Here is a 1,637-nt window from a genome sequence, read left to right on the forward strand (position 1 = left end):
GCCCGCACGCTGCGCCCCATGCGCAACCTCATCCGGGGCGTGTCACGCATCGGCCGCGGTGACTACAACGCCCAGCTCGGCGTGCGCGGCGACGATGAGGTGTTCGGCGGCATGCTGGTGCCCACGGCGGTGAACTTCGTGTTCATCCCCGGGCGCTACGTGCAGCTACAGAAGCTCCGCGGCGATGCGAAGCGGGCCCCCAGTGAGAACGAAGCGGTGCCCATGCTCGCCTCGTCCCACTGAGGCGCCTGTCACTTGGCGCGGGAAATACGACGGCCCGGCTCCTCACATGAGGGGCTGGGCCGTGTTCTTCCAAAGCGTCACATGACGGGCGAATTCACCCCGCCCGGAAGGGAAACTCAGACATCAAATCGGAATACCACCGCCGCAACCACAAGACTGAACAACCTGCGCAAGCCGATACTCAGTGCAAGACGCCCCCTGCGCATTCAAGCAAACGCGAAAGCTATTCATGCCCTGAAAAATCGCTCCCGTCGTAAACCATTCACCATCGATGCGGGCCTTACACTGCGGAGAGTAGTCATCACACGCAGACTGAGAGCCACAATTGACGAACGCCGACCATGCAGTGCAGCTTCCAAAACCGGCATTCACACACTCGTCCCAGTTCTGCGGCTGGCAAGACTCTGCCAACGCCTCCACCATGACGGCATCCGGCACGGGAGCCGCGCTGTTCAGAGCTGCCTCAGTCGCGGAAGGGTTCCCTTCTGTCGAAAGCTGCTCATCAACAGGACCGCATCCAACAAGAATAGCCATCGCCACCGAGCCAACGAGCATTCCAAACTTCTTCATAGCTGGCATTCTCTCAGGCCCCGCCGCCAAGAGCCATGTCAATGGCCCGTCACCGTGCAGTCACGGACCGGTGTCCTTCCATCCAGGGATGCGGCGTCTTGTTCCACCCCAAGAATCCCTTAAACCCAATTCGCATCTCCCCCCGGAATTCACAACAATTATTTCCAAGCAAACCATCTCACGGCCTTTTTCCACTGCCCAATACCAGCTCCACACAGGACAAGCAGAATTGTCCAGCCAAACAGCAGACGAATCCTTCAACCCCGTCGCACGAATTCAAAAGACATTCCATGCCGCGGTCATTTCGATATGGCCTTGCACTCTCCAGCAGCGCGCCCCCCAACGTCTGGGACGGGAGCATGACGCAGCGCGCACGGGGGGCATCGTCCAGGAGCCCCCGTGCGTCAAAGACGGGTACCAGCGCGCCCCCTGGAGTACGCTGAGACCCACTGGAGGTAGCCCCTCCCCCTCGGCGGCCCCCGAGCAGGCGCCTGCGCCCCCTGGAGACGAGACTTGCGGTTGGACGGCCCGCCACGTAGCGAGGAATGCCCGTGAAGCTCTCCCTCGCGACACGCATCTTCCTGGGCTACGCCGTGGTGCTCGGCACCTTCGGGCTGGTGTCCCTGTTCAGCGTGACGGAGCTCCACCGCAACCGGCTGGAAATCCGGCTGGTGAGCCAGGGCTACCTCCAGCTCTCCCAGGACGCCGCGGAGCTGGAGACCTTCCACGCCACCCAGGAGAAGGACACCGAGCGCCTGATTCAAGAGGGCAACGTCGAAATCCGCCGCGCCTTCATCCGGCTGGCCCGGACCTACAACTCGCCC

2 protein-coding genes and 1 pseudogene are annotated in these 1,637 nt (G+C 62.2%); 2 read left to right on the top strand and 1 reads right to left on the bottom strand.

Annotated features, from left to right (window positions below):
- Positions 1 to 243: HAMP domain-containing protein (locus tag BLU09_RS40185; protein WP_143043291.1), on the top strand; the 243-nt coding region annotated here is incomplete at its 5' end.
- Between the two features lie 123 nt (positions 244 to 366).
- On the opposite strand, the gene BLU09_RS38615 is transcribed toward BLU09_RS40185, so the two are convergent.
- On the bottom strand, positions 367 to 813 hold the full coding sequence (locus BLU09_RS38615; RefSeq protein ID WP_143043292.1) for a hypothetical protein: 447 nt from the start codon (positions 811 to 813) through the stop codon (positions 367 to 369).
- 545 nt (positions 814 to 1,358) lie between these two features.
- On the opposite strand from BLU09_RS38615, the pseudogene BLU09_RS37975 reads away from it, so the two are divergent.
- A pseudogene (locus BLU09_RS37975) lies at positions 1,359 to 1,637 on the top strand (sensor histidine kinase); the annotation flags it as partial.

This window comes from Myxococcus virescens, from assembly GCF_900101905.1.
GTDB lineage: Bacteria > Myxococcota > Myxococcia > Myxococcales > Myxococcaceae > Myxococcus > Myxococcus virescens.